General features: G+C 49.0%; 16 protein-coding genes and 1 tRNA gene. 11 read left to right on the top strand and 6 right to left on the bottom strand.

Annotated features, from left to right (window positions below; translation table 11 throughout):
* Positions 1-130: 130 nt before the first annotated feature.
* The 3 genes from tig (at position 131) to clpX (ending at position 4,022) form a co-directional block, all read left to right on the top strand.
* Entirely contained in the window at positions 131-1,474 is a 1,344-nt protein-coding gene (gene tig / locus ACO6UY_RS00940) for a trigger factor (RefSeq protein WP_422445103.1), read from the top strand.
* 192 nt (positions 1,475-1,666) lie between these two features.
* Complete coding sequence (gene clpP / locus ACO6UY_RS00935; protein ID WP_101747729.1) at positions 1,667-2,317, top strand: ATP-dependent Clp endopeptidase proteolytic subunit ClpP; 651 nt, start codon at positions 1,667-1,669, stop codon at positions 2,315-2,317.
* 406 nt (positions 2,318-2,723) lie between these two features.
* A complete protein-coding gene (clpX, locus tag ACO6UY_RS00930; RefSeq protein WP_422445101.1) occupies positions 2,724-4,022 on the top strand; it encodes an ATP-dependent Clp protease ATP-binding subunit ClpX in 1,299 nt (432 codons plus the stop codon).
* A 333-nt stretch (positions 4,023-4,355) separates the two neighbouring features.
* Here the strand turns inward: clpX and ACO6UY_RS00925 are convergent.
* Positions 4,356-4,432, bottom strand: a tRNA-Pro gene (locus ACO6UY_RS00925).
* Positions 4,433-4,677: 245 nt separating this feature from the next.
* On the opposite strand from ACO6UY_RS00925, the gene ACO6UY_RS00920 reads away from it, so the two are divergent.
* The 3 genes from ACO6UY_RS00920 (at position 4,678) to ACO6UY_RS00910 (ending at position 7,794) form a co-directional block, all read left to right on the top strand.
* A complete protein-coding gene (locus ACO6UY_RS00920) occupies positions 4,678-5,286 on the top strand; it encodes a peptidylprolyl isomerase (protein WP_422488809.1) in 609 nt (202 codons plus the stop codon).
* A gap of 5 nt (positions 5,287-5,291) precedes the next feature.
* On the top strand, positions 5,292-7,478 hold the full coding sequence (locus ACO6UY_RS00915) for a tRNA(Met) cytidine acetyltransferase TmcA (protein ID WP_422467013.1): 2,187 nt from the start codon (positions 5,292-5,294) through the stop codon (positions 7,476-7,478).
* Between the two features lie 73 nt (positions 7,479-7,551).
* Positions 7,552-7,794, top strand: coding sequence for a GrxA family glutaredoxin (locus tag ACO6UY_RS00910; protein ID WP_422445095.1), 243 nt, complete (start codon positions 7,552-7,554; stop codon positions 7,792-7,794).
* A gap of 174 nt (positions 7,795-7,968) precedes the next feature.
* Here ACO6UY_RS00910 and ACO6UY_RS00905 read toward each other — a convergent pair whose 3' ends face one another.
* The 4 genes from ACO6UY_RS00905 to ACO6UY_RS00890 form a co-directional block, all read right to left on the bottom strand.
* Entirely contained in the window at positions 7,969-8,865 is an 897-nt protein-coding gene (locus ACO6UY_RS00905) for a DNA replication terminus site-binding protein (RefSeq protein ID WP_422460098.1), read from the bottom strand.
* 28 nt (positions 8,866-8,893) lie between these two features.
* Complete coding sequence (gene pdxH / locus ACO6UY_RS00900) at positions 8,894-9,541, bottom strand: pyridoxamine 5'-phosphate oxidase (protein ID WP_101745930.1); 648 nt, start codon at positions 9,539-9,541, stop codon at positions 8,894-8,896.
* A gap of 76 nt (positions 9,542-9,617) precedes the next feature.
* Positions 9,618-10,175, bottom strand: a complete 558-nt coding sequence (locus tag ACO6UY_RS00895; protein ID WP_422460096.1) for a hypothetical protein — start codon at positions 10,173-10,175, stop codon at positions 9,618-9,620.
* Positions 10,176-10,289: 114 nt separating this feature from the next.
* Positions 10,290-11,690 (bottom strand): inosine/guanosine kinase, encoded by a 1,401-nt coding sequence (locus ACO6UY_RS00890; protein WP_422445089.1) that lies wholly within the window; start codon positions 11,688-11,690, stop codon positions 10,290-10,292.
* A gap of 330 nt (positions 11,691-12,020) precedes the next feature.
* Here ACO6UY_RS00890 and ACO6UY_RS00885 point away from each other — a divergent pair, with 330 nt between their 5' ends.
* The 3 genes from ACO6UY_RS00885 to ACO6UY_RS00875 all read left to right on the top strand — a co-directional run bounded on the left by ACO6UY_RS00885 (position 12,021) and on the right by ACO6UY_RS00875 (position 20,486).
* Positions 12,021-14,840: an insulinase family protein gene (locus ACO6UY_RS00885; protein ID WP_422488807.1), complete on the top strand. Its 2,820-nt coding sequence runs from the start codon at positions 12,021-12,023 to the stop codon at positions 14,838-14,840.
* Between the two features lie 119 nt (positions 14,841-14,959).
* Entirely contained in the window at positions 14,960-16,057 is a 1,098-nt protein-coding gene (locus ACO6UY_RS00880; protein WP_422445085.1) for an enoyl-CoA hydratase/isomerase family protein, read from the top strand.
* Between the two features lie 397 nt (positions 16,058-16,454).
* Positions 16,455-20,486 (top strand): PEP/pyruvate-binding domain-containing protein, encoded by a 4,032-nt coding sequence (locus ACO6UY_RS00875; RefSeq protein ID WP_422488806.1) that lies wholly within the window; start codon positions 16,455-16,457, stop codon positions 20,484-20,486.
* Here the strand turns inward: ACO6UY_RS00875 and ACO6UY_RS00870 are convergent.
* Positions 20,368-21,036, bottom strand: a complete 669-nt coding sequence (locus ACO6UY_RS00870; protein WP_422465902.1) for a deoxynucleoside kinase — start codon at positions 21,034-21,036, stop codon at positions 20,368-20,370. The genes ACO6UY_RS00875 and ACO6UY_RS00870 overlap by 119 nt on opposite strands.
* Before the next feature lie 332 nt (positions 21,037-21,368).
* On the opposite strand from ACO6UY_RS00870, the gene ACO6UY_RS00865 reads away from it, so the two are divergent.
* Together ACO6UY_RS00865 and ACO6UY_RS00860 are read left to right on the top strand one after the other, a co-directional pair.
* Positions 21,369-22,235 carry a carbohydrate porin gene (locus ACO6UY_RS00865; RefSeq protein ID WP_422488804.1) on the top strand — a complete coding sequence of 289 codons (867 nt, stop codon included), beginning with the start codon at positions 21,369-21,371 and terminating at the stop codon, positions 22,233-22,235.
* Between the two features lie 1,074 nt (positions 22,236-23,309).
* Positions 23,310-24,281, top strand: a complete 972-nt coding sequence (locus tag ACO6UY_RS00860) for a hypothetical protein (protein ID WP_422459036.1) — start codon at positions 23,310-23,312, stop codon at positions 24,279-24,281.
* Positions 24,282-24,486: the final 205 nt, after the last annotated feature.

Below are 24,486 nucleotides of genomic sequence, written 5' to 3'. Positions count from 1 at the left end.
TAAAAAGTGTTCCTTTACCTTGCCCGGATCCAGTGTGACAGAACGTGTTTGTGCATTTTCCGGAAGCATTTGCTAGTCTATTCGCCTTTTGGCCCATTGTTTACACAGGTTTTGGTGTTGAGGAACAAAAATGCAAGTCTCCCTTGAAATGACTTCCGGTATTGAGCGCAAGCTGACTATCACTATCCCGTTTGCTGATATTGATGGTGAAGTGAATAAGCGTCTGCAGGACCTGTCCCGACGTGTTCGTCTGGATGGCTTCCGCCCCGGCAAGGTTCCAATGAAAGTGGTCAAGCGTCGTTACGGTGCCGGTGCCAGACAGGAAGTGCTCGGCGAGATGATGCAGTCTTCCTTCATTGAGGCTATTCAGGAGCAGGATCTGAACCCTGCCGGTGCACCATCTGTTGAAGCCCTGTCTGATAACGACGAAGGATTTACCTTTGTTGCTACCTTTGAAGTCTACCCTGAAATTGCTCTGAATGATTTCAGCGGCATTGTTGTTGAGCGTCCGATTGCTGAGGTTCAGGAGTCTGATGTAGACGAAATGATCGAAACCCTGCGCAAGCAGAGCACAACGTTTGCTGACGTTGAGCGTGCTGCTGAACTGGGCGACCGCATTACCTTTGACTATGTTGGCACCAAAGACGGAGAAGCTTTCGAAGGTGGCAGCGCAGAGAACTCAACTCTGGAGCTGGGCTCTGGCCGCATGATTCCGGGCTTTGAAGATGGCCTGGTGGGAGTGTCTGCCGGTGAAGAGAAAGTGCTGTCCCTGACTTTCCCTGAAGATTATCAGGCGAAAGATCTGGCAGGTCAGTCTGTTGAGTTTGCCTGCAAGGTCCACAAGGTGGCTGCACCCGCACTGCCTGAACTGAATGACGAGTTTTTTGCTCGCTTTGGCGTAAGCGAAGGTGGTCTGGAAGGTTTCCGTACGGAAGTGTCCAGAAATATGGAGCGTGAACTGCGTCAGGCAGTTAAAAACAAAGTCAAGAATCAGGTAATGGATGGCCTGTTGAAGATTCATGAGGTGGAAGTGCCTTCTGCCCTGACTTCTCAGGAAATCGACCGTATGCGCGAACAGGCGGTACAGCAGTTCGGCGGCATGAAAGGTGGTTTTGATCCAAAGCAGCTGCCAGCAGAGCTGTTTGAAGCTGATGCCAAAAAGCGTGTTGCCCTGGGTCTGTTGATTGGTGAAGTGGTTAAGCAGCGTGAAGTCAAGGTTGATGATGAGCGTGTGCGTGCCATGATTGAAGAGATGGCTTCCGCTTACCAGGAGCCTCAGCAGGTTATCGACTGGTACTACAGCAACGATGAGCAGCTGTCTCAGATCAAGTATGTTGTTCTGGAAGAGCAGGTAGTAGATACTATTCTGGAAGCGGCCCAGGTTTCAGAGCTGGCATGCAGCTATCAGGACGCGATCAAGCCTGCTGAGCGTGCAGCTGAAACTGAAGAGGCAGAGCAGGAAGAGTCCGCCTGATACCGCTTGTAGAAGAGCATTTTATGAAGAGCGAGGGGAGTTGCTGGCTGATTGGCCAGTTCCCCTGACAAGCAGCTAAGGTTTTACCGGCTCTGGTCGTTTTAATCTGGTATGCAAGCGACTAATCTTTCAGTTTATATGACTGACAGGTCAGTCGCTTTTCTTCGACTTGGCAAGGAGTTAAGACAGGATATGTCCAATCTGATAGACCCGCACGCCGTTGCGATCACCAACTCAGGACTGGTACCTATTGTTGTTGAACAATCAGCCAGAGGTGAGCGCTCTTACGATATCTATTCCCGCCTCCTTAAAGAGCGAGTGATCTTCCTGGTGGGCCAGGTTGAAGATCACATGGCAAATCTGGTGGTTGCTCAGCTGCTGTTCCTTGAATCGGAAAATCCGGACAAGGATATTCACCTGTACATCAATTCACCGGGCGGATCGGTAACTGCCGGGATGTCTATTTATGACACCATGCAGTTTATCAAGCCGGATGTTTCCACCATGTGTATTGGTCAGGCTGCGAGCATGGGCGCTTTGTTGCTGGCTGGTGGTGCTGCAGGTAAACGTTATTGTCTGCCACACTCCAGGGTAATGATTCACCAGCCGCTGGGAGGATTCCAGGGCCAGGCGTCAGATATCGAAATTCATGCCCGTGAGATTCTGAGCATCCGCAGTAAGCTGAACCATGTTCTGGCTCACCATACCGGCCAGCCTCTTGAAGTCATTGAGCGTGATACTGACCGTGATAACTTTATGAATGGCGATGAGGCAGTTGAGTATGGCCTGATCGACCAGGTCATGAATCGTCGTGGTGAAGACGGCAATAAAGACAAAAAATAAGCTGGGCGATTGAGCTGATGGCTCTTTTGTGAACTCCGGCGATATGCTCCGCAATCAATGAAAATAGCCTCTCTAAAGTGTGCTATTTTCATTATTTATAGCGCATGCAGGTTGATTTTTATCCAAAGTCGTTGAACACTAACTCATTGGATGGGTTCTCTTGGTATGGAGGGCTCTATCAGAATAGCTTTCCAGAAACATGCATGGTCCCGGATGGTCAGGGCATGAATTCTGGTATCAAGCGGATCAAGCACTTGAAAACATGCCCCGATGACTGCATCTTATCAGGCATGTAATTGTGAATCATGAAATGGGCTTTGATCAGTTTGACTGACAGGTCTTTTTTCATTGTCTATTTTCACTGGAGAGTGCAGGGCAGGCATTGTCCGTATAACAGGGTAATCGAATGACCGACGAAACAAGCGGCAAGGGTGAAGACAGCAAGTTGTTGTACTGCTCTTTCTGCGGAAAGAGTCAGCATGAAGTGCGCAAGCTGATTGCCGGCCCTTCCGTATTCATATGTGATGAATGTGTTGATCTATGCAACGACATCATCCGTGAAGAAATTCAGGACAGCAGTGGCGAAGAGTCTTCAGATAAGCTGCCAATCCCTCGCGAGATCAAGGAAACTCTCGACGAGTACGTAATTGGCCAGCCCCGGGCCAAGAAAGTCTTATCCGTAGCGGTGTACAACCACTATAAGCGTCTGCGTTTTGGCGATGCCAAGGGCGACAAAAAGAAAGATGAAGTCGAGCTGGGTAAAAGTAATATCCTGCTGATTGGTCCCACCGGAAGTGGCAAGACGCTGCTTGCTGAAACGCTGGCGCGTATGCTCAACGTACCATTCACCATTGCTGACGCCACGACCCTGACGGAAGCAGGTTATGTTGGCGAAGACGTTGAAAATATCATTCAGAAACTGCTGCAGAAGTGCGATTATGATGTAGAAAAAGCTCAGATGGGTATTGTCTACATTGATGAAATTGACAAGATTTCCCGTAAGTCTGATAACCCGTCCATTACCCGTGACGTTTCTGGTGAGGGTGTTCAGCAGGCGCTGCTCAAGTTGATTGAGGGTACGGTTGCATCGGTACCGCCTCAGGGTGGGCGCAAGCATCCGCAGCAGGAGTTTCTGCAGGTTGATACTTCCAATATTCTCTTTATCTGTGGCGGTGCTTTCGCCGGTTTGGATAAAGTAATTCGTGGTCGTACTGACAAGTCTGGTATTGGCTTCTCGGCGCAAGTCAGTAGCAAGGATGATAAAAAGGATCTGGGTGAAACCTTTAAGGAAGTTGAGCCGGAAGATCTGGTGAAATTCGGCCTTATCCCAGAGTTTGTTGGCCGTCTGCCTGTTATTGCAACGCTTGAAGAGCTGGATGAAGAGGCGCTGGTGCGTATCCTTGTTGAGCCCAAGAATGCACTGACCAAGCAGTACAGCAAGCTCTTCGATATGGAAGAGGTGGAAGTCGATTTCCGACAGGAAGCTCTGCGTGCGGTTGCCAAAAAAGCCATGGAGCGCAAAACCGGAGCTCGTGGCTTGCGCTCGATACTGGAGGCGGTTCTGCTTGACTCAATGTATGAAATTCCTTCCGACAAGAGCATTTCCAAGGTGGTGATTGATGCTTCGGTTATCAATGGTGACTCTGAGCCGCTGTTGATTTACGAAAATTCTGAAACACCGAAGGCAGCACTTTCCGATAAGTGATTTGCTATTGCTTGTAATAAAAAACCTTCCTGGCACAAATGCCACTCGTTGTTAGGCGAGTGGCATTACTCAAACTCTACCGCTTCTCTCTTCGATTGATTAAGCACGACCAATCCAAGTCTATTAAATCCTTTTATTCAAAGTGCAGCATGATCGATTGGGGTGTTCGTTTCATCCTTCAGGTTGATCCTGAAGATTTATTTGATGAAGAACTTTGATGGTATAGAAAGGGTAGAAACCGGATTTTCTGATTTAAGTTTGCTTGTTGGCTAATCGTGAAAACTGATGGAATAGGTTTTCAAAGAGGGTTAGAAAATTGAGGTAAAAAATGTCTGGTCGGAGCGAGAGGATTTGAACCTCCGACCCCCACAACCCCATTGTGGTGCGCTACCAGGCTGCGCTACGCTCCGACACAAGAAGGGTGAAATGCCCCTTCAGGCGCAGGGTATATTACCCTAAAAAACACTATTTGCAAGCCCTCGCGCATTTCTTTTGCTTTTTTCTCTGTCGAAAATACTATGATGCTGAATAGGCTTTTTTTCTTCCTTCAGAGTCTTTACTGTCTATCCGTTTGTATTGCATAAAGTGGTTTTAACTTTTTCTGCTTTGGAGAGAATAGATGCGTTTGATGCGAAACTGGCTGTTGGGAAGCACCATGCTTTTTCTGACTACCCTGGCGTATGGTGCAGCGACAGAGTCAGCTGAAGCCGCAGAGAAGAAGGTCGAAGCGTTTCAGGTGGTTCTGGAAACCAGCAAAGGAGATATTGTTTTGATGTTGGCACCCGAAGAGGCTCCTGTCACCGTCAACAACTTTATCGAGTATGTTGAAAGTGGCTTCTACAACGGCCTGGTATTCCACCGGGTGATTAATAACTTCATGATTCAGGGGGGAGGCTTTGCCGCAGATATGAGTCAGCGGGCCACCCGCGCTCCGATCAAAAATGAGTCTCTGCTGAATCAGCGTCTGGAAAACAGTCGTGGCTCTATTGCCATGGCCAGAACCCAGATCGCTGATAGTGCGACCTCCCAGTTTTTCATTAATCTCAAAGACAATGAATTTCTCAATGGTAAGCCTTATAAGCCGGGTTATGCCGTTTTTGGCCATGTCATCAAAGGCATGGATGTGGTAGACAGTATTGCCAGAGTGAAGACGGGTTATCGTGGCCCACACGGTGATGTACCCGTTGACTCCGTTATTATCAACAAAGCGTATGTTGTGAAAGAGGATGGCATGTCGGTGAAAACCGGGTCTGAGGCTTCCTGATATCCATGAGTAAACAGACCATTTCTACCGCTGGTGAACTTGTTCTATCACTAAAATCAGCCGCCAGGTTGTTCGGGCACCGGCGTTTGCTTGTATGTGCAGGCGATGCGGACTGGTGTAAGGATCAAGTGGTGGAGATGGTTCCAGCCCTGGCGGAGTCTGTTCTTCTGATTGGAGCAGGTTTCCCAGAGCTTGCAGCCTCAAATTCAGAAGTTATTGCGGCAAAACAGTGTCTGTCCCGGTTAGGCAGGGAGCATCAGAACATTATCTTTAATGCCCATGCAGGCTTTGATGTCGATGCGTTTGGTGCCATTAGTGGAACCTTAAGTGCCGGTGGCATTCTGGTACTGTTAATACCGCCATTGGACCGATGGCAATTTTTCCACGACCCTGAACATCGCCGGATGCAGGTTTACCCTCAACAATTTGAGGATATCTCCGGACGATATTTGCAGCGCTTGTCGCAAATGATTAAAGCCTCCAATCAGTTATCTCTCTTGACTCAGGGAGGGGGATTACGGATTCAGGAGGCTGAAAATCCTGATAAAAAAACACCGGGTGACAAGGACGAGACGGTCACCGCCCCCTGTAAAACCCGCTCACAAATGCGGGCGGTTCGGGGAATACACAAGGTGTTTCGTGGGCACCGCCGTCGCCCGCTGGTTCTGACGGCCGATCGGGGCAGAGGTAAAAGTGCAGCTCTGGGCATCGCAGCAGCACAGTTGTTGCTGGAAGGTGTTGAGCAGATAATCATAACCGCACCCTCAAGAGGTACCGCAGAGGTATTCTTTCACCATGCCGGGAAAGTGCTGGGTGAGGCTCATGCCGGTCTTTCAGGCAGACTTCAGTTTATCCCTCCGGACGATCTGGTTCAGACACTGCCCGCAACCCAGTTATTGCTGGTTGATGAGGCCGCTGCCATTCCCACGCCCTTGCTGGAAAAAATGCTGACTCACTACAGTCGGATTGTCTATGCTACAACCATTCACGGTTACGAAGGAACCGGACGGGGTTTTGCCATACGCTTCAGGAAAGTTCTGGATAGCAAAACACCACAGTGGCACGAGCTGAGAATGGCCGAGCCGATTCGCTGGCAGCTGGATGATCCCCTGGAAGAGTTTGTCTTCAGGGCGCTGCTGCTCAATGCAGTGCCCGCTGCCATTGATAAGCCGGACAGTATCCATTCGCAGCAGTGCACTTTCAGGCAAATATCATCTGAAGAATTACTGCTCAATGAAGACTTGTTAACTCAGCTGTTTGGTTTGCTGGTTCTCGCTCATTATCAGACCCGGCCATTTGACCTTCGCCATCTGCTGGATGGTGGGAACATGGAGGTCTACGGTCTTTTTGATCGACGGCAACGGTTGATCGCCGTGCTTCTGGCAGCCAGAGAAGGGGGGATTGACCCGGCACTGGCCGATGATATCTGGCTGGGCAGGCGCAGGGTTCGCGGGCATTTGCTGCCGCAATCGCTGAGTAATCACCTGGGCTTACCGGAAGCTATCTTCCTGAAAGGACTCCGGGTCATCAGAATAGCGGTTCATCCTGATTGCCAGAGAACAGGGCTGGGCAAAATGCTGCTGGATAAACTCCAACAGGATGCTGCAAACAAGCATATTGATTACCTGGGCACCCTGTTTGGTGCCACCGATGACCTTCTGAAGTTCTGGGGCGACTCTTGCTATGTGCCCGTGCGGGTTGGTTTGTCCAGAGACGCCGCCAGTGGTACCCATTCTGCCATGATGCTCAAGCCATTATCGCGCACAGCGCAACGCCTGGTTGATCAGGCCCATAAGAAATGCCTTGCTCAGCTGCGGTGGTTATTGATGGATGAACTTAAAGGGCTTGATTTTGAGGTGGTTGCCACCATCTTTGCCATGATGGCACCGATAATCAGGGGCAGTGATGAATATGCTTTGTCCGGCGATAATCAGCGTGAGCTGGTTTCCTTTACAGAGGGGCAGAGACAATATGAGAATTGCATTGATGTCATCAAAAGAGTGACCTTTCGAATACTTGGGGCGGGTGATATAGATGCTGCGGATGCAAGGCTGCTGGTCACTCGAGTGATCCAGAATCAACCTTGGCATCAGGTGGTTGCAGCCTGCAATTTTTCCGGAGAAAAGCAGGCTCGGCAACGTTTGAGAGAGGTGATTTCTGTGCACAGCAGGCTGCATTTATCAGCCGAATAGCATTTATAGTGCCTGCTTCAATACTTATCTGCACCAGCTGGTGCTTTCCTATGAACCTGATGGAGCATAAATAATGGATCGGTTTACTGTGTTTGGGCGTCCTGGCTGTGGATTCTGTGTACGAGCCAAACAGCTGCTGGAGATGAAAGGTTTGCCTTTCAAATACGTTGATATCTACGAAGAGGGGATCAGTAAGGCTGACCTGTCCAAGACCGTCGGCAAGGAAGTGGAAACGGTACCCCAGATTTTTCATGGTCAGGAGTACGTTGGCGGTTATACGGACCTGGAAGCTTATCTCAGGGAACAAGATGGCTAGGAGCCTGTCGGACTTAAGCGTCCGTCTAGGCGACCCCGTAGCGAGGATTGCGAGAAATTGAGGATAAAAATTTCTGCTTCTGAGGAGAATAGCGGGGCTATTTGACGAAGAAGCAGGAATTTTTAGACCAATTTATCGCAACCGCAGTAGGACAGTCTTAAGTCCGACAGGCTCCTAAGCATAACGGTAAATTCTTGAATGAGGATTGTCGTTAATTTTAACCAGACGGGCATCACTGCGTTGCAGTCTTTCCTGTCTGGCAGACGGGTCATAGGGGCGAATCCGGTTAAACTCTGGTAACGGCTCTCCCGGCTTCAGCTGAATGAACAGGGGGAGGGGCGAGTTAATCTGTGCCGGATACTGTTTTTTCAGTGCCGGATCCGCCTGCCTGAGCGCCTGAATATCCTTTGACCAGGTAATATTAGCCCTCAGGTGGGGAGCCAGTATACGCTTGATCACCACCACTTCTTTGGCGGGCATTTTTTCCAGTAGGCCAATGTCTTCATTAACGGCGACGGAGGCTATGTATTTCTTTCTGAAATGGACAATCGCTTCTTCGGCGGTCAGCCTGACCGTGCCACTGTGACTTGCAGCCCAACTGAAACCAACCCGCCTCGGGGCCTCTGGAAAGAGCTTGAGTTGCCGGTAACATTGCACAAAGTGCAGGTGTTTGACCTGCAGCCCTCCCAGTAAACCATCCCGCAAATCATCGGATGCCTGTTCAATGGCCTCGATGCTGTCGCCAAACAGCTTGCGAAAGTCGGCAATCGCCGTTTTAAACTGATCACGACAGAGGTTCAGTTCTTCGCCCAGTTGTAAGGTCTGCTCAGAAACGCCGACCAGTCCGGTTAAGCGGGCGGTCTCCTGCTTGTTCTGCTCTTCGATATAGGTCAGTCGGGTGGCAATACCCGCTGCCAGAGCACGCTGGTTTGTGGATTCGGACTCCGTCTCCATGGTCCAGATGGGTAAGCCATGGTCTGATTCAATGGCTTCCCGGAATAAGCGATTCAGTTCAACCAGTTGAATAAGCGCATCCCTTACGGCGATTCGTGCAGCGGTTTCTTTACTCATAACGTGCCCATAAAATACTGACGGAGGTTTAGGGAGAAAGGCGGTCGACTTGCCAGTCACAGCCCTTCTCTGCGGACAACCGGGTGTATTGAAAGCGATCGTGCAGGCGGTTTGGGCGACCTTGCCAGAATTCCATATTCTCAGGCACGACGCGATAGCCACCCCAGAAATCGGGCAGAGGCACTTTTCCTTCCCTGAATTTGCGTTTCATCTCTTCCAGTTTCAATTCCAGAACCTTACGTCCGGTAATGACCGAGCTTTGCTGTGATACCCAGGCACCGAGCTGACTGCCATGAGGGCGGCTGGTAAAGTAACGCAGTGATTCAGCCGTGGAAATTTTTTCTGCCTTGCCCTGGATGACCACCTGTCGTTCAAGGGCTACCCAGGGAAACATAATGGCAACGTGGGGATTGCTGGTAATATCCCTGGCTTTATTACTGCTGTAGTTGGTGAAAAAGACAAAGCCGGACTGGTCGAAATACTTGAGGAGTACCGTTCTCAGGGATGGCATGCCTGATGCGGAAACGGTGGCAAGGCTCATGGCATTGGGTTCGGCCAGCTGAGCGTGCTGAGCCTGCTTGAACCAGAGCTCAAACTGGTCAAAGGGGCTGGTTTTCAGGTTGTCCCGACTGAGCCCGGCCTGAGTGTACTCTTCTCTTAAATGGCTGATATCCATGGCGGCACTGTACTGTTAAATGATTTTTTATTTTAACCGCGTCACAGCATTCTTTACAGTGTTCCTGGATTCTCTGCTACTCCCCGGGGTTTATATTGAAATGCCGGTCACTGGCTTTTATGAATTCAAGTAACCGTTGCTCAAACCCGTCACTATATTTGCCAATCGTCAGGGAGTTCAGCGGATAGCCACACACGGTGGATGATATTCGGGTGTTTTCTGAAAAACAAAAGCACTTTTTACCCAGTGTCAGAGCGGTTGCCAGTTCGAAGCCCGCACCTGTGGAGGGGTAAGTCAAATCCCAGAGGCAGAATCGGGCGTTTCTCAAACTGTCCAGTCCCCAGTAGTAGCAGGCCAGCTCTTTATGCAGCTCATTGGGATCAGACGCACGAAAAGGGTATAGCTTATTGACCTGTTCTTCGGTACTGAGCTTGAGAAACTTTTCAGGGATATTGGTTATGGACGCTGCTGATCGACTGTGCAGCTTGTCATCCAGAACAACATCGGCATGGCAATGATAACCATAGTTTTTGAGCAACTCACAGATATGTATCGCACGGTCAATAATTTCCCGGGCCTGAGTTTTTGACCGACTGGTTACACTGGCACCATAAAAGACGACACAATCCTTCATTGCGGTTTCTCTGGCATAAGGTGATCGAACAACTATAGCAGCTGACAGTTGACAGCCGGGTAGAATAACGATGCCGTTGATCCTGGCATCGTTAAAAAGGGATGATATCGACGTTTATTGGTCCCAGTAACTGTCTTCCAGGCTCATCTCCCGTTCCGGCAATGCCCTGGACAGGCGGGGAGAGCTTTGTGCCAGCACTTCAAAACTGACCCGGTTGGCGTACTTGCAAACCTGGGCAAAGGATGAGTAGGTAACCCAGGGCTTATTGTGTTTGCTTGAGGTTGGTAATACCTGGCGGTGATAGTAGTTGGCAGCCATATCGTGAATAAGTGCTGCCAATGCACCGTCGCCTGCACCGTTGGTGTTTTTTATGTTTTTGGGGCCGCCAAGATAGGGGCTGATGTGTGAGTATACTTTCAGTGGTTCTTCACAGTGAGCGCGCAGCAGAGGGCGGCTGAACTCATACCTGTTAAAATCACTGATCGCTCCGGAACGGATAGGGTTGTCAGTTTCCCTGGCCAGCGCTTTTTCAGTATAACCACTTAAATAAAGACCTTCGGCACCAGCCGTCAGTAACACCATATCAACCCATTGCAGCATATGCGCAGAAGATGACAGCGGGTCCGGCTCTCCAGTCAATTCCTCGGCTTCTTCTTCGTTCATGGCGGCAATGGTGACATATTCGTTAAGAAACTCGATCAGTGGTTGCTTGATGGCATTGACCAGTCCACGGGTGCCCAGTGTCAAAATGACCGGAACTTGATGTTTTTTTGCCAGCTGTGCTGCTTTTACCATGGCGTGATAAATTGGCAGATCAGGATTTGCCAGCGTATAAGCGCTTAGCGCCAGGCCTGAAGATTCGGCGATGATTGTTTCATCGATAAACTCGGGGCTGAGCTGGTTCATAAAACCGGGACTGATACCGAAGGTACGCTCACCATCTTCCGTAATCAGCGCAAAGCAACGGCCAATAGGGCCATCAACCGGCTGAAGCCAGGTAAGATCGACTTTACTGCTGGTATTACAGAGGTAGCGATACGCGTAGTCACCCACCTGGATGTTCTTACTCATAACGCCAAATTGAACGGAGCGATCATCTGCCAGCACGGAATAATTATGAAGCGTGTTACCGATGGTGCCGCCGGCAAACTGGTCTTCAATAAGCTGCTGCTCGTTCAGAAAACAGTACAGACGATTGGCCTGGTCGTTATCTATCCATTGAGAGGCACCTTTATCGAGGCCATAATCCCGTAGTACTGAGTCATCGACTCGGGCAGTAATATCCACCAGGTTCTGATCAATACCACAGATATAGGTGTTGGCCTGGCCAAACACTGAGCTTTCCATATCAAAGCGATTGTGGGTATTGACCGGGAAGTAATGCTTGATCTTTCGTCGGCCGGGGAATTTCATGAAAGCAAAAAAATGAAGTATCAGGAAGGGATGCAGATTATTCATGAAAAACCGATGGAAAACCAGTGCATTGCTGTTGTAGTCCACACGAAGATGCGCCATGCTGACATTTAGTGCATTGATTCAGTGATGCTAGGAGCCTGTCGGACTTAAGACTGTCCTACTGCGGTTGCGATAAATTGGTCTAAAAATTCCTGCTTCTTCGTCAAATAGCCCCGCTATTCTCCTCAGAAGCAGAAATTTTTATCCTCAATTTCTCGCAATCCTCGCTACGGACGCTTAAGTCCGACAGGCTCCTGGAAAACGCAGGTGGCTGGTGATTTGCCAGCAAGCCGAATAAAACAGGATAGATCAAAAGATTGTATGATGTTCCGGACAGTGAAAGCTGATATGTTAAAAAAACTGGTGTCAATGGTTGCAGGAGTACTAACCATGGTTTCAATAGCAGGTTGTTCAATGACGACGGAGAGAGAAGCCCTTGTGACCCCGGGAGACGTAATAAAAAGCCCTGCTGATGACCGGCATTATCGCTATATCACTTTGGATAATGGTCTCAAGGTGCTGCTGATCTCAGACCCGGATACCGACAAGTCGGCAGCTGCGGTGGATGTGAATGTTGGTAGTTACCAGGACCCCGACGACCGTCTTGGGCTTGCCCACTTCCTCGAACACATGCTGTTTATGGGGACGGAAAAGTACCCGGACGTAGACAGTTACTCTGAATTTATCCGTGCCAATGGTGGCAGCAGTAATGCCTATACGACGGATGTACGAACCAATTACTACTTTGATATTAACAGCGACCAGCTGCAGCCAGCGCTGGATCGCCTTGCCCAGTTTTTTATCGCGCCCAGGCTGGATCCGAACTATGTAGAGCGGGAAAAAAATGCGGTCGATGCAGAGTATCGCCTGCACGCCAGAGAGGATGGCTGGCGTCTCTTTATGGCGCTCAATGCCACGTCAAACCCGGAGCACCCGAAGAGCCGGTTTAATATCGGCAGCCTTGAGACGCTGCATGATCGTGACGGGCAGCTCTGGCAGTCGTTAAAGGATTTTCATGACAGGTACTATGTTGCTGCCAATATGGGTGTGGTTGTTTATGGCAAAGAGCCACTGGACAGGCTTGAGCAGTGGGTGAATACCTCTTTTTCGATGGTTCCCCCGGGCGCAAAACCCGATTTGATTATTGGTAAACAGCCGTATACCCGGAATGAATTGCAGGCCCGTATCAATATTGTGCCATTAAAAGATACCCGGGTTCTGTCACTGGGTTTTCCCATGCCCAGTACACAGCCTTTTTACCATATCAAGCCTCTGGGCTATCTTGCCCGAATCATTGGTTACGAAGGCAAAGGCAGTTTGCACAGTTTGTTGAAAGAACGTGGCCTGATTGTTTCACTGGCAGCCTACAGCAGTGACCTGCCCAATGAGTACAGTGAGTTTACCGTTCGCATGGAGTTGACGCCTGAAGGGCTGGCCCGGGTGGATGAGATTACGGCCATGGTATTTGACTATCTTGATCTGATTCGCAGGGAAGGTCTTGAGCCATGGCTCTATGAGGAGAGCAAACAAATTGCAGAGCTGGCCTTTCGTTATCAGGAAGACCGTAACCCGCAGCAGACTGCCTCAGGGCTGGCGGCCAGAATGCACTATCTGCCACCGGAGCATCTGCTGGAAGCAAATTATCTTTATGACTCCTACGACCCTGAGCTGATCTCGGGTTATCTGGCCAGAATGACCCCGGAAAATCTACGTCAGGTGGTCATTGCCCAGAACCTGTCCACGGATCAGGTTGAGCCGTATTTTGAGACGCAATACAGCATTCAGCCCCTTGCCGATGAGCTGGTCACACGGCTGAAGACGCCCATTGCCCGACAGTCATTGACTATTCCTGAACCGAACCCGTTTATCGCCAGTACCTTTGAACTGCATGACAGCGGCCAGGTCACTGAACCATCGGTTATTCTTGAACAGCCGGGATTACGGGTATGGAGCCTGACCGATACCAGTTTCAATATGCCCCGTGGCAATGTACGGGTGATGATCTCTACACCGGCTGCTTCAGCGACACCTGACGATAATGTATTGATCCAGATATACAAGTCGCTGCTGTCAAGAAGCCTCAATGAATATGGCTATCCGGCCAGGGAGGCGGGTCTCAATTACAGCATCACGGCCGGACGACGAGGGCTGTTAATCAGCCTTGCCGGATATCAGGACAAACAGGCCGTACTGCTGGAAGACATTCTCAAGGCAGTCACAACCTTTAAGCCTGAGAAGAGCGCGTTTGAACAGGAACAGGCAGTGCTGGTCAGAGGTCTGAAAAACAAGAAGTTCCATGCCCCTTACCGACTGGGCATGGATGCGCTTAGCCAGGCAACCTATCCATCTTATCCTGAGGATGATGTTCTGTTGAATGCTGCTGAAAAGGTCACTTATGAGCAATTGATTAATTATGCCCATGACTTCTACCGGCAGATTCATATAGAAATGCTGGTTTATGGTAACCACAGTCAGCAGGAAGCACTAACACTGTCGTCAATGGTTGAGTCGGCATTACTGAATGACCATAACCGTCGGGACCGTTTTGATCTGCCCTTCCACCTTCTGGGCGACACCAACCGTGTTCTGAATATGGCTATTGAGCATGATGACTCGATGTTGATCAGTTATTACCAGATTCCCAAAACGGATAACCGGGAGCGCGCTCAATACGCATTGCTTGGTCGTCTGCTGGCAAATCCGTTTTTTAACAGCCTGCGGACGGAACAGCAGCTGGGGTACGTGGTGTTTGCCGGGCCTCGTCCCTTTGAGAAACACCCCGGTGTTATTTTTGTGGTGCAATCGCCCAAGCTGGACCCTATTGGCCTGGAAGGTCGTGTAGATCAGTTTTTGAACGATCAGAAAGCGGTGCTGGCAGGACTGACAGACCAGGAGCTGGAACAGTATCGCCAGGGGTTGATCGGTGACCTGCTGAAGAAAGACGACAATATGGATGAACGTAATGGTCGTTTCTGGCAGGGAATTGCCAGTGGCGAGCTGGATTTTGACAATCGAGTGAAAATTGCGGATGAAATTCGCAAACTCAAGCCCTCGGATATGCAGTCTGCCCTGGCCAGACTGGTGCAAAACAGGGGTAAGCTTGTTATTCGCTCGTTTGGTGAGCCCCACAAGAAGGCGTACCAAAAAGAGACTGACAGAATCGAATGCAACACCATTGACTGTCTGAAGGATCTGCCGGTCAGTAAATAGCTTTTATATCCGGGGCAGTTATCGCTGCCCCGATCTTCAATACCCTGTTTTGGTATTTTCATTGATAATCAAGACTCAGTTACCTATGCTTTTGCCAACGGATATGGAGAGGTACGAATATGGCCGCTGATGTTCTGTTTTCCGAACTGAATGCCCGGGATAATAAAAAGATTGGCCTGATCACGCTGAATGCTGAAAAAGCATTGAACGCATTGAATCAATCCATGATTGACCTGTTGCTTCAGCAATTTTCTGACTGGCGTGACAATGATGATGTTGTGGCCGTGTTTATGCAGGGCAGCGGTGAAAAGGCCTTTTGTGCTGGTGGTGATGTGCGGGCGCTGAGGCAGGCGGTTATTGATGGCAAGCCTGAGGTGCCCGGTCATTTTTTTGCCACAGAATACCGTGTTGATTACATGATTCACACCTATCCCAAGCCGGTTATCTGCTGGGGTAATGGCATTGTGATGGGCGGCGGTATTGGCCTGATGGCTGGGGCTGATTTCAGAATAGTGACGGATACCTCCATGCTGGCCATGCCGGAAATCAGTATTGGCCTCTATCCGGACGTTGCCGGCAGCTGGATCCTGAGCCATCTGCCCGCAAGGCTTGGCCTGTTTATGGCGTTGACCGGCTGTCGGCTTAATGCGGCTGATGCGATCTATGTTGGCCTGGCTAACCGTTTTATTGATCATGCATTTTGTGACAATGTTCTGGAGTCTTTGCAGCAAGCAGACTGGAACGCTTCAGAAGCCCACGCTGTCGTTTATTCTGTCCTGCAGAAATACCGGGAAAAAAGTGCCGGGTGGCTACCCTATTCAAAGGTGCGTGAGCACAGGGATTTAATTGCCGGACTGATGGATCAACCATCACTGGCCAATGTGATGACCGCCATTGATAGCCTTGAGACCGATGATGACTGGCTGCTGGCCGCCAGAAAAACCGCACTTCATGGTTCGCCACTGTCGGCAGCCATTGGCTATCGACAGTTACAGCGAGCACGGCACATGTCCCTTAAAGAGGCGCTTCAGAGTGAGTTGGCTCTGTCCGTCAATACGGTACTTAAGGGCGATTTCTGCGAAGGTGTCCGCTCCCGGCTGGTTGACAAGGATAAAAATCCCCAATGGAAATTTAACACCGTTGATCAGGTCGATGAACAATTGTTGAATGATCTGTTCAGTTCACCCTGGCCTGAGAATCCACTCCATGACCTCTAACTGATAGACACTGTCACCTGACACTCCCCGCCTGGGCGAAGGCTCTTAGATCGCTCCAGGAACGTTTCTGTTCCACCGTTCATTGCTCAGTGAACAGGTGGGTCCGCCCGGGCTTGGTTATCGCATAAAATTCCACATTGCGGAACGCTCCATGCCTGCGCTGCCCGGCCTTCCTGTCTTATATCTCCGCCCGATTTCGCGATGCTTTACGACGGGTTTGGTAAGTGTCTGTTTTTTTATGCCCTTTTAGAGAGCATGGACTTAATTTTTTACTGTGAACTTTATAACAATATCTTTGTCCAATTTAGGGTCATTTACAGATTCCTGGCTATATCATCATTCAAAAACTAAAACACTGGTCATAATTTCATGGATATTTATGTTAGAGGGATTCTAAATGTTTCATGTTAAAGCTCATTATTTGGGTTATCAAAACCCGGCAACGAATCCAAATATTGATACCAGGTCCCTCAATTTATCCGACGGGGGCAGCAGGCCAGCCAGAAGGTATATTAACGATTATGATCCCCGTGGCAATCCTGCCGTCAACAATCCATTAGCCAAGCGTCTGTGCAGTTCACATGTGTCATCACCATTCCATCAGGCGAACCATTCCCCGCCAAACCGGGAACAACTTGGGGGAAAGGGAATGTTTTTGCGACGCATGCAGGAAATAGGATTGTCTGTCCCACCGTTCCAATGTGTTACCGCTGAGGTAATGAATGCTCTTGAGCAACACCCTCTGGATACCCGTCTTTTAGCTCCCTATCTCTCTGGCATTACCAGTGAACCTTGGGTAGAGACCAGTCTGATGAACATCAGGAAATATCTCAATGCCTTGCCACCTTCAGAGCAAACCAAAAGGAATGACTGGCTGGCAGGTCTGGCAATATTTGTCGCCAGTAATGACTTTTACCAACAGGTTAAAGATTCTGAAGCGGCCAAACACATCAGGGCTCTGCGTGACCGAATATCCAGATCACAGCCGGTTATTGTCCGCAGTTCTGGCATCAACGAAGATAACTACAGCGATGCCCAGGCGGGCAAATACCTCTCTGAAGTTCAGGGAGAAGATGATGTTTTGCGCACCTGCCTTAAAGTCATGGCCTCAGGTTACCGGCCTGAATTATGTTCCGGGGGTATACCACAACCCATGGCACTGATTATCCAAAAGTGCATTAACTGCAAATATGGTGGTGTAGCCATGAGCTTTCAATCACTTCAGGGTGATAATACCGTCAGGGTTGAGTACACATCCGGTCAGCCCAGAGGCATAGTAGGAGGGCAGTCCGGTAACACGCCCCACCGCATCGACATTGTGCGCAAGGATTGCAAAGAAGGTGCTTACAACGCCCAATACATTCGCGGGACCATCTCAAGTCACTTCATCCTGGACAAAAACACAGATAATAACGGCTATTCGGAAACAGCGATTGATACTGATGCACAATCAGACGGTGATGGGTATCGACTCAGTGATGACCAGATTGAACAACTCATGCAAGCGGTGACCAAGCTGGAAGACCTGCTGCTCTGCCCCGTGGATGTGGAGTTTGCCATCGATCATCAGGGTCGCCTGTTCCTGTTGCAGGTGCGCCCTATTACCCGGCTTCCCGGGGGTATGGAGTTTGCCATGCCCATACCCAAAGAGACCCTGGCCAGTGGTGAGGGCGTCAGTGAAGGCTATTGCACCGGATCACTCTGGTTGGCCAATAAACAAGCCACAGACACTATGCCAGAGGGAGCCATTGTCGTTGCCCAACACGCTGAAGAGTGGATGCTTGAGCCTGAATTTCTGAAACGGGTAGGGGGTTTTGCCGTTGCCGCGGGAGGACGGAATGACCATGTGGGGATCTTCCTGAGACAGAAAAAAATACCCTTAATGGTGGCTGGTGGCCAGTACCCGGCAGTGGTCGCTCAGGTTGGCCAACAGGCCACGCTGGCCTGCGCCCGCTTTAACGGTAAGCCCGGTGCATTTGTTGTTACCGGTGACCTCAGCAGAAAACTGGTCAGTTACGGGAGTCTGTCCTCTGCTTTTTCTGATGTGCCGTTAGCAAGAGACATCCCGTCATGGGAAGATTTGTCCCTCCCACAAGGCACATTCTGTCAGGTCGCCAGCGGTTTTCACTGGCTCTCGGATCAAAATGCCCGCCTGCTGTCACTGTTTGCCCCTGGCGGTGGACTGGATTGTTTGGCACACCCGATCAAACTGAGTATGTCGCCACAACGAGCACATTTAGTGGCAGAGACCAGGGACAGTGTAAACCGGCTGATTCATGGAGCTGAAGCACTGTTGGACGGTTACCGCGCATTCTTGCTGCTGGCGGGTGACAGCAGTTCAGACCGGGTCAAGTCATTGCAGGCAGAATCACTGCTGCTGATCACCCGGTTCGAAACGCTGAAACAGACCATCACCTCAACGGTAAACACCATCATTCATCCACTGCATGCCGTTGAAACATCTCGGCCACCCGTGGGAAGGTTTCGTCAGTGGGTGTCAGCCTGTCATCAGCTACAATCCAGCCTTGAAGCACTCAATCCTTCGGAGGCTGAGCAGGTCCGGAGTGTCCATGAGTTAATTTTTGCCCTCCATAAACGCTTTGTTGAGGCGTTGGGACCGGTCACTGTGGATTCTGGTCAGGGCAGGCTTTCTAATGAACGGTGCATCACCTATGTTGATTGCACGACTCCGGGTGGCTCGGCTGTAAAGACACCGCTATTAAATCCGTCCTGCAAACAGCTCCTCAATGATATAGGAAAATCAGGGACTGTCGTCAGTATGGATGATGCCTTGATTGTTAATCTGGTGTTAGGAAGTCATGTGTGCGTTATCGAGCTACTTGAACACGCAGAGGGGGGAAAAGGACGCATCTTGCGTCTGAAAGTTTCTGACAGTTTTAAGAAACCTGATGGCAGTGATAAACCTGGCAAGTTGAAACGCATGTGGTTTTTGGCGCAGTTACTGAAAGCGGTTGAACTGGATAAGGATGCTGATGGCATCAAGCTGAGTTGCAATGCCGTAGCAGGAGAAATTATCGTCGAATGCCCCCGAATGAAATTAAGGTCAACCATGCAGGAGGCCTTTGAAAAACTGCTGTCTGTGTTATGTGGTATGAGTGATCTGGATCTTCACCTCAAAGACAGACCCATTGTTGAAGGAGATCAGTGGAACTTTAACTTTCTTGCACAACGCCTTAACAATGATTTTTCAGAAGAAGCCAATAGATTCGCCTTCAACCATTGTCTTTTCTCATCGGTCTATCATTCTTTATACAAAAGTTCCAGCTACTCTTCGTTATTAAGCAAATACCACCAACAATTTATTGATCATGTTCAAGAGTTAAGATGGTTGGTGAAATCGGATGACCAACTTCAGAAAATGTTTGCGAGTGATAAGATTGATCTGGACACCCGCAGGGAACTCTTACATCATCTTTTATTACCGTCAAATTGCAAAAACGCTACCCAACTGGTTGATCTTGTGTATGACGACTTGAAAGATCAATACTATATTATCGAACCATCTTGTTGGAGTTACCGCCTGGCGTTTAAGGTTCCACCGGGTCAGCCACTTCCGGGTCATAAAGAAAAGATCAGGAATATCCTGCTGGAGCAAGGGCTGCAGTATGCCAGCCGACGGGTTCGAAATGATAAAGACCTTGTATTACCAACCATTGCAAAACACCCAAATGACTTGCAATATGTTAGCCGACGACTGAAGAATGACAGAGATGTCGTCATGGCCGCAGTCACTCAACAAGGCGAACAGCTGGAATATGCAAGCCCGGATCTTCAGGATAATGTTGATGTTGTAAGGGCCGCTGTCGCACAGTGTTCGGATGCTATGCGTCATGCAAGTGAAAGAATCCGAAGCGATAAAAGCATTATTGAAACCTTAATTGCTGGTGATATTGGTGTCTTGTTTCATGTCAAGGAAGAACTATTGAAGGATCGCAATTATTTGCTGGGCTTAATCGGACATAATCCTTATGCTTTCGTGTCTGGTAGTCGTTGGCTTGGAGATGACCCTGCCTTTATCGCTTCAGCAATCGACGCAAACCCCGGAGTTTGGAAATACATACCCTCAACCATGAAAACAGAACTTGAATCTGCAAGATCACAACACAAAAGTCAGACTGAAAGTCTTCAGACTAAGGCTCCTGGTGTAAGATCCTCTGATTCTGATGTTTGTAGCTCTGTTAAGTCAAGAGCGTTCACCAATACTGGCTGCTTTTCGATTGTCAATCTTTTCGATCCTTTAATCATGACAGTCGCGCACTCTGTTCCTCCCCATGTTCTGAATGTTTCTCTCACAGATTATGGTTTTGTGCATCACAGACTGCCGGCTTCAGCGTGCCCGGTTGAATCGTTTCCAGCAGTTGTTTTGCCAGATTTTTTTCGCAGCCAAAATCATCCCAGTTCACAGTGATTAATGGTGTCCCCATTGAGCGGCAGATCTGTGGCAGGATGGCCTCATGATAGTTATGGATATCGCAGAGGTACGTCAGTGGAGTTCCATCCTCGGCACTTCTTGCCCGCTCAATCAGACGGCTATGGGCAATGTTCGGAGCGGTTCTGAGATAAATGACCGCGCTGATCACCGGATAATCCTTCAGTCTGCGCTGGATTTCACAATAATGCAGCATATAGCGTTCATCTGGTTTGACCATCCCCAGAAAGTTCGCCTGGGTGAAAATCAAATCAGAGTAAAGGGAGCGCTCAATCAGATAGTTGCGGTCAGTGGGCAACTGCTCAACAATGCTGGCCCGGCGATTGGTAATGTACTCCTGAAACTGAATACGCTTAACCGCATCATTTGGGTGGTCTGTGAACTCCTGAAGCAGTCGTGTAAATTCCGGGTCATTCACAGGCTCCTGAATGGCGTCCCAGCCCAGCTCTGCTGCCAGTTTGGGAAGAAGAGTTGACTTGCCCGCAGCAATGTTGGCTTCTACAGCGACGAAGTGATTGGTTTGCTTCATTAAGGACCCCGGTGACTGATGATATAACTCATGACATTTCCGTGCTGGTCATGAGAAGGGCAGGCACTTTATGAGGTTAGGCGTCCATGATCAATAAGTAATAGGCGGAAAGGAGGTAGGCTTGGCCGTGATATGGCTTTATTGGCCCTGGCAGACTAAATGGGTTGGATTGAGCCTTGTTGATATTCTCGGTGTGTTGTCAATGTCTAAAGACCCGAAAAGCGATGTAACTATTCTATAAGAGCAACTAAAAAATCAACAGTCCTTGTTGTTTGACTATTTTCTTATGAAACATTTGCAAGATGTTGAGCTGGGTCAACTTTTTGTAAGTAATGTTTGGCCGAAAAGACAGCTGGGCATTCCAGATTGGCCGTTACGAAGCCATGAATCTGTTCCCGCTGGGTAAAGACGTTGCGCTGTTTTATGCTGATGGCGCTGACAGCATTGGTAGCGGCATCTATTACTATATGGCGAAAGAGGGCCGTGGTCGTGGTGGTGATGCTGGTCAAGCTCGTATTATCGGCGAGATGGGCAACTGGACTGCCGAAGTTTCTACTGTTTACGGTGATACCGAAAGCGTACTCGAAAACAGCAGCGAGTATTTACAGGGTGTTGTTGACATTGATTCCAGCCATAACAGCTTCATGGTTCGTCCGGCAGTTAACTATCTGAGTGATGACGGCTTCTTTAGCATCAGTTTTGGTGGTGAATATGAAGTCAACGGTGACTATGTTACTGCAACAAATACAGTCACTAAGGAAAAATTTGAACTTTCTGACCGCTACGGTCTGGCAGCCACCACAACCCTGAACTTTGGTGAACTGGTGTGGAACAACAGCATCGCGATGCAGGATGCCAAAGACGCCTGGGAAGCGCGCACGTTCAACACCAACACGCTTAAAGTTAAACCAAAGGCTCCTTGCTCCGGCAAAGAGCCTTTTTTTACGACCGGACTTGTTCCCACAATCCCGAGAAAGTTGCGAAACCAGAAAGCAAGCCTTTCGCAGGCCAGCTCCTATAAGGAGCCGACACCCTACTCATTGAAACCATGTGCTAGCTTTCAGCAGTTCCGGTTGCAGACGGACCTGATACCGGAGCCGAGTGATTTCTTTCAACTCCCCGCAAAATACAAACATCTTCCTGCAATCGGATCTTATCCTGTCCAAGGCGCTCCCTGTAGTGGCTGTACCTGGTCTTGAGCAGGTCCTGGTAGAGTTCACTGACCGGGCGACTCTGGCGTTTGTCCAGATCTTCCGTAATGATGCGGTTAAAGATAAACATCCGCCTGGCAAGATCTTCCTGGTCTTTTGCCGGGACAGGAAACTTCTTCATCAATCGTTTGAAATCAGGAAGTTCTGTTGCAGCTTCCGGGGAGTCGATATCCCCCATACTGGCAATAACGTTGCTAATATCCTCCTTCTTCACGCCATATTCACCTTCTAACACAGCGCTGAACTCATTCATGCTTTTATTAAAGTTACTCTGGTGATCGTGGGTGTGAATACCTGCCCATAATAGCCAGAGTGACTTCCAGGAATCCTGGTATCTATTCGTCATATATTTGATAACCAAAAAGTCATCGCTGCTGTATTCATGGTCAGGCTGATCCAGCGGATGATTGAGCAGATAGGCTTCATCTTCCATGGCCTGCTCCAGTTCCTGGCTGGCATGCTCCAGTGGCGTCATGGGCCTGGCATTGGCGATGGCTCTCAATACGTTCAGTGTTGCACCCGCTGCTCCCGCTATGGCCACAGGTTTCCATGAGAACTCTCCAGTGGCTCTGGTAAGACCAACAAAGGTAACGCCAGCAATACCACCCAAAGCACCTGAAATACCACCTTTAGCGGCCATGCCTGCAAGATAGCCTGTTGATATATTGAGTTTTTTGACAGTATGCCGTCCTAATGCCGCCTGTTTGTCATCTGCGGTATATACATGCCCGTCCGGGCTCTTTATGCCAAATGCGGCATTTGATGCGCGAATTAAAGATCCGCCCAATTGCTGTTGCAAAGCTGCTGGTTCCATAAATTTTACCTTTGCTGCTGGAGTGAATAGTTATTTGAATTATCCAATATATTGCAACCGCCGCCGGACAGGTATAACAACTGGGTCAGTACCGATTGCAAGCACGTCATGAAATACTCACAGAGTCCTTCTATTTCTCTTTCAGCTGATTCTAGAGAATGATTTTCATTTTGTAATGTCGGAGAACTTAATTGAATACAGGGAGTCTGAAGATGTATTGAAACAATCAATAATAAGGGTCAGGCTGGATGAACTCTGAATTCCCGGCTCAATTAGAGGTTTCGGCTAAATTCAATGCCCTTTCCCTGGCAAGCCATTCACCGGATGCTTCTAAACCTTCTTCACCAGAGGCTCGTTTTGGGCCAAGGGGCGTCAGGCAAATACCCCCGGCTGAGTTAGATGCACATCGGCTGTGCCAAAGTAATCAGGACGATACGCTGCAAATAGGGATAGATGCAGAACCGGATGCAAGTTCGGTCTTACCTGTGCATTTGGCCGTTGCTGATTTGATCCGGCAACACGTAGAGCTTGAGTTGGCTAATGCCCCGATTTGCCCGGTATTTTTAGTGAATGGTCAAGATAGTTACAACTCTACTCGTTTCTGTTCGTCAGTAAAGGTGAAAATGCGTGAATATGGACTTTCCCGGGATGATATTGACCATGCATTGGGTCTGATGAGATGGAAGGATTCCGCCGTCACAGGAGGAATAGCGAAATGTTTTTTTGTGCAAAGCCGGAAGGTTAATGAGTGTCTGTACGAATTAAGTAAAAGAGATCAGATCCATATTGATACCGTGTTTGAGGCGTTGAGTCTTTTTTATGGCGGATGTTTTGAGGATGTTCCAGAATGGACGCCAATAAGCTTTAAATGTTTTGAAATTCCGGAACCTTTAATAATCGAAAGATACACTAAGCCAGCTGAATATGCTCATATTCCCTATCTGAAGATCGAAAGAGAAAAATATATCATTGACAGAAGCGCTGAAATTTTAACCGATACTCACAACATCTTTCACAAAACGATACACAGTGACAGGAGTGATAGTGAAAAGGTGGCATATCTGCGGAATATGTTAGGCCCAGCTCCATCAGCTGTTCCTGTTGAAAATGCATCAGATGCCAGCTCAACCGGGAGTGAGCAGCACGGTTTGTCAGCCCAGAAAATTCTTGCACGTATTGGTGAGGCTGTTTTTAAAAGATGTGCAGAAATTTCTGGATGAAAATGTTTGGGGGCAAAAGAACACCCTGGGAATTATTGACCGGCTAAAGCATATGTTTCCGGACTTTTCAGAAGAATGATTGTTTTTTTCATCGTGCATGAAATGATTCAATTTTCTCCTTTTTCTCTATTAAGTTCCTCTGGGATTTCCTTAATTATGCTTTGCCATCAACCTGAAGCTGCTCCAGCCTCAGCAGGATATTCAT

Origin of the sequence: Endozoicomonas sp. ALE010, assembly GCF_049310165.1 — a bacterium.
Classification (GTDB): Bacteria; Pseudomonadota; Gammaproteobacteria; order Pseudomonadales; family Endozoicomonadaceae; genus Endozoicomonas.
This window is presented reverse-complemented; position numbering and strand designations above follow the sequence as displayed.

Bases quoted from the DNA above. Each gene is read 5' to 3' on its own strand.
- tig (WP_422445103.1), top strand. From the start codon at position 131: ATGCAAGTCTCCCTTGAAATGACTTCCGGTATTGAGCGCAAGCTGACT.
- clpP (WP_101747729.1), top strand. From the start codon at position 1,667: ATGTCCAATCTGATAGACCCGCACGCCGTTGCGATCACCAACTCAGGA.
- clpX (WP_422445101.1), top strand. From the start codon at position 2,724: ATGACCGACGAAACAAGCGGCAAGGGTGAAGACAGCAAGTTGTTGTAC.
- ACO6UY_RS00920 (WP_422488809.1), top strand. From the start codon at position 4,678: ATGCTTTTTCTGACTACCCTGGCGTATGGTGCAGCGACAGAGTCAGCT.
- ACO6UY_RS00915 (WP_422467013.1), top strand. From the start codon at position 5,292: ATGAGTAAACAGACCATTTCTACCGCTGGTGAACTTGTTCTATCACTA.
- ACO6UY_RS00910 (WP_422445095.1), top strand. From the start codon at position 7,552: ATGGATCGGTTTACTGTGTTTGGGCGTCCTGGCTGTGGATTCTGTGTA.
- ACO6UY_RS00905 (WP_422460098.1), bottom strand. From the start codon at position 8,865: ATGAGTAAAGAAACCGCTGCACGAATCGCCGTAAGGGATGCGCTTATT.
- pdxH (WP_101745930.1), bottom strand. From the start codon at position 9,541: ATGGATATCAGCCATTTAAGAGAAGAGTACACTCAGGCCGGGCTCAGT.
- ACO6UY_RS00895 (WP_422460096.1), bottom strand. From the start codon at position 10,175: ATGAAGGATTGTGTCGTCTTTTATGGTGCCAGTGTAACCAGTCGGTCA.
- ACO6UY_RS00890 (WP_422445089.1), bottom strand. From the start codon at position 11,690: ATGGCGCATCTTCGTGTGGACTACAACAGCAATGCACTGGTTTTCCAT.
- ACO6UY_RS00885 (WP_422488807.1), top strand. From the start codon at position 12,021: ATGGTTTCAATAGCAGGTTGTTCAATGACGACGGAGAGAGAAGCCCTT.
- ACO6UY_RS00880 (WP_422445085.1), top strand. From the start codon at position 14,960: ATGGCCGCTGATGTTCTGTTTTCCGAACTGAATGCCCGGGATAATAAA.
- ACO6UY_RS00875 (WP_422488806.1), top strand. From the start codon at position 16,455: ATGTTTCATGTTAAAGCTCATTATTTGGGTTATCAAAACCCGGCAACG.
- ACO6UY_RS00870 (WP_422465902.1), bottom strand. From the start codon at position 21,036: ATGAAGCAAACCAATCACTTCGTCGCTGTAGAAGCCAACATTGCTGCG.
- ACO6UY_RS00865 (WP_422488804.1), top strand. From the start codon at position 21,369: ATGTTTGGCCGAAAAGACAGCTGGGCATTCCAGATTGGCCGTTACGAA.
- ACO6UY_RS00860 (WP_422459036.1), top strand. From the start codon at position 23,310: ATGAACTCTGAATTCCCGGCTCAATTAGAGGTTTCGGCTAAATTCAAT.